General features: G+C 41.6%; 3 protein-coding genes. 1 reads left to right on the plus strand and 2 read right to left on the minus strand.

The features are described from left to right. The first annotated feature begins 109 nt into the window (after positions 1-109). The gene (locus B9J87_RS02165; protein ID WP_094149269.1) at positions 110-1,042 is read left to right on the plus strand and encodes a LysR family transcriptional regulator; all 933 of its coding nucleotides are present in this window, start codon (positions 110-112) and stop codon (positions 1,040-1,042) included. Positions 1,043-1,135: 93 nt separating this feature from the next. On the opposite strand, the gene mglC is transcribed toward B9J87_RS02165, so the two are convergent. Together mglC and mglA are read right to left on the minus strand one after the other, a co-directional pair. After that, positions 1,136-2,143, minus strand: coding sequence for a galactose/methyl galactoside ABC transporter permease MglC (gene mglC, locus B9J87_RS02170; RefSeq protein ID WP_013856962.1), 1,008 nt, complete (start codon positions 2,141-2,143; stop codon positions 1,136-1,138). Between the two features lie 10 nt (positions 2,144-2,153). Continuing rightward, positions 2,154-3,662, minus strand: coding sequence for a galactose/methyl galactoside ABC transporter ATP-binding protein MglA (mglA, locus tag B9J87_RS02175; RefSeq protein ID WP_013856963.1), 1,509 nt, complete (start codon positions 3,660-3,662; stop codon positions 2,154-2,156). Positions 3,663-3,688 lie beyond the last annotated feature (26 nt).

The following is a 3,688-nucleotide window of genomic DNA, read 5'->3' on the forward strand; positions in this document are numbered from 1 at the left end:
GTATTGGGTTGTTATCCATAGGCTATAACAAAAGAATCACTAAATAATCTAGCTATAATTAAAAAGAGTATTTAGGATTACTTAACAATAACTGCGATATAGAATCTTAATGAACAAATTATTGAACATGGAGGTCTTTGTTGCCATTGTTGAGCAACAAGGGTTGGCGGCCGCCGCAAAAGCCATCAATATGTCCGCCGCTTCAGTCACACTAAAACTGCAAGAGCTTGAACGCCACTATGGCGTGAAATTGCTGCAAAGAACCACACGTAAAATTGCATTGACGGAAGCCGGCGAACGTTTCTATCCATTATGTTTACAAACCTTAGCCAACATCACTGAAGTCGAGTCTTCGCTATTCGCCGAGAAAACACACTTGGAAGGCAATATAAAAATTTCAGCACCCAAAGATCTCGGGCGACAACATTTGCTGCCACTGCTCGACTCCTTCTTAGCAAGACATCCTAAAATTGTGCCTCAGATTACCTTTAGTGACAGTGTGTTAGGGATATATGAAACAAAACTTGATTTGGTATTGCGTTACGGCACACTCAAAGATAGTCAATTGGTTTCCAGAAAATTAGCAACAAGTCGCCGCGTTCTTTGTGCCTCACCCGCATATTTAGCGTGTCATGGTCAACCGACACACCCAGAGGATCTCAAACAGCATGCTTGCTTGGGTATGCTACGCAAAAGTGAATCATTAACGCGTTGGTCTTTTCTTAAAGGAGATGTCGTTCAAGATATTCTGATCAAACCATCACGTTTGTCTAATGATGGCGAAGTGATTCGTCAGTGGGCACTCGAAGGCGCAGGTATTGCACTCAAATCACAACTCGATATTCAACCCGATCTCAATGCTGGGAAACTCGTTCTTCTCTTGGAAGATTATCGGCAAAGTTTTAGTTCACACGATCTGGCCACAGGATCGGACTTGCATCTGCTCTATCCCAATCGTGATCACCAACCGTCACGTATCAAAATATTGATCGAGGAGATTGTGCGCTATTTTGAAAAACGTACGCTTCCTAATGAGCAATAGTAAAAGAGCGCCGATAAAAGCGCTCTTTGTTTATTTTATTTCGACAATTTTCGGCGATTAAATGTCGAAAATTGTATTTTTGCTCTTAGGCGGTTATTTCTTATTCGCGTACTTCATTGAGTCCAACGCGACAGCGAAAATAATAATGCCGCCTTTAATGATGTACTGCCAGTAAGGGCTCACGCCAATGTAGGTCATACCATAGTTGATCACAGTGAAGATAAGCACACCCGTGACCACACCCGCAATGCTTCCGACACCGCCAGCAAATGACACACCACCCACAACACAGGCTGCAATCGCATCCAACTCGTACAGAAAGCCAAGGTTATTGGTCGCACTGCCGATACGGCCAGCTTCCAACATACCGCCAAACGCATAGAACACACCCGATAAAGCATACACTTTCAGTAGCGTCAATGGCACATTAACACCAGAAACTTTTGCGGCTTCTGGGTTACCGCCGACCGCGAAAATGTTCTTACCAAAAACGGTCTTATTCCACAAAATCCATGTAAAGATAATCGCGATAATGGCGTAGAAGGTTATGTACGAAAACCTAAAATCCCCGAATCGAATAAAACCTTGAGTGAATGAAGAGAAACGCTCATCAAAACCTGCAATTGGAGATGCACCCACCGAATCGTAGTAGAGAGAGTTAATCCCGTAGACGATGATCATGGTGCCTAATGTGGCGATAAACGGCGTTACTTTTAAATAAGCAACAATCACACCGTTCACTAAGCCGATGATCGCGCCGATCGCGCACACACAAAGAATCACAGCCACAATCGGCACGTCACCAATGCTGGGGAATACTTTGTTGACGTTATCAATTGATTGCAAAAGTGTTGCCGAAATTACAGCGGCTAAACCCACTTGACGTCCAGCAGAAAGGTCGGTTCCTTGCGTTACAATCAGCCCCGCCACACCCAATGCAATAATAACGCGCACTGAAGATTGCGTTAATATATTACTAAAGTTGCGTAAACTTAAAAATGATGGCTCCTGAATAATAATAATTGCCAGAAGAATAAATAGAACCGCATAGATCGCACCTTCCTTTAGGTGCTTCATTGCAAATGTTTTAACTGAATCCATAATAATTTCCCTAGAGGTAACGAGAGGCCAGCTCTAATATTTCATTCTGTGAAGTGTCTTTAGTATTAACGATTCCCGCAGCTCGGCCATTACTCATCACCAATATTCTATCGGTAATGCCTAACAACTCTGGCATTTCGGAAGAGATAATAATAATCCCTTTATTCTTTTTCGCTAATTCCAATATCAATTGATAAATTTCAAACTTTGCTCCGACATCAATACCCCGAGTCGGCTCGTCAAGCATTAATATTTCTGGCTGAGTTAACAACCAACGGCCAATAATGACTTTCTGCTGATTACCACCAGACAAAGAACCGATTGATGTTTCATGAGAAGGTGTTTTTACACTCATGGAGTCAATTACCCACTGTGTATCACTCCTCATTTTTTTATTACTCAGTAAACCTAATTTGGTTTTGTATTCATCCACATTGGCAACCAAAGAGTTAAAGGTAATATCTAAATTACTGTAAATGCCGGTTGAACGACGCTCTTCTGTCACCAACGCAAAACCACTATTGATCGCTTCATGTGCATCACGGTTTTTCATCTCTCGGCCATGTAACATAATGTGGCCGTTACTACGCTCACGAACCCCAAAAATGGTTTCCACAATATCAGTGCGTCTTGAACCGACGAGCCCAGCCACACCTAAGATTTCACCTTCTCTGAGATCAAACGAAATATCCTGAATAGAGGGTTGGTTCAGTGCTGTTAAATTTTTGATTTCGAGGATAATTTCTTTTGGCACATTGGTCTTTGTGGGAAAGCGCTGTGTTAATTCACGGCCAACCATCATCGAAATGATTTTGTCCATATCGAGCCCTTTCAACGGCCTCGTATCAACCCATTGCCCATCACGCAAGATGGTTATCTCATCACAAATAGTAAATATTTCTTCCATTTTGTGAGAGATGTACACCACGCCACAGCCTTTTTCTTTCAACTTGTTAATGATAGTAAAAAGATGCGATACCTCTTTTTCAGTCAAAGAGGACGTGGGTTCATCCATGATCACAATGCGCGCGTTGTAAGAAAACGCTTTCGCTATTTCGACCATCTGCCTTTGTGATACCGATAATTTAGCCACTTTAATTTTCGGGTCTATATCAATATCGAGTTCATCAAAGATTTCTTTGGTATCGCGATACATTTTATCGTGATCGACAAAGAGTCCTTTCTTTGGGTAACGCCCTAGCCAAATATTATCCATTACAGAACATTGTAATACTTGGTTAAGCTCTTGGTGGACCATGGAAACACCCGCTTCCAAAGCTTGCTTAGACGATTGAAAATTCACATGTTCGCCTAAAAATATAATATCACCTTCGTTTTTATCATAAATTCCAAAAAGGCATTTTAATAGCGTCGACTTACCTGCACCATTCTCTCCCATTAACGCATGAATAGAGTGTGGTCGAACTTTCAAATTAACTTTATCTAATGCCTTAACCCCGGGAAACTCTTTACTCACTCCTGTCATTTCTAACAGAAATTCATGCTCTTGATTTACCATGGCATCACTTATTTATTCTTTGATTA

Origin of the sequence: Vibrio sp. V19_P1S1T109 (assembly GCF_002241375.1) — a bacterium.
Taxonomy (GTDB): domain Bacteria; phylum Pseudomonadota; class Gammaproteobacteria; order Enterobacterales; family Vibrionaceae; genus Vibrio; species Vibrio anguillarum.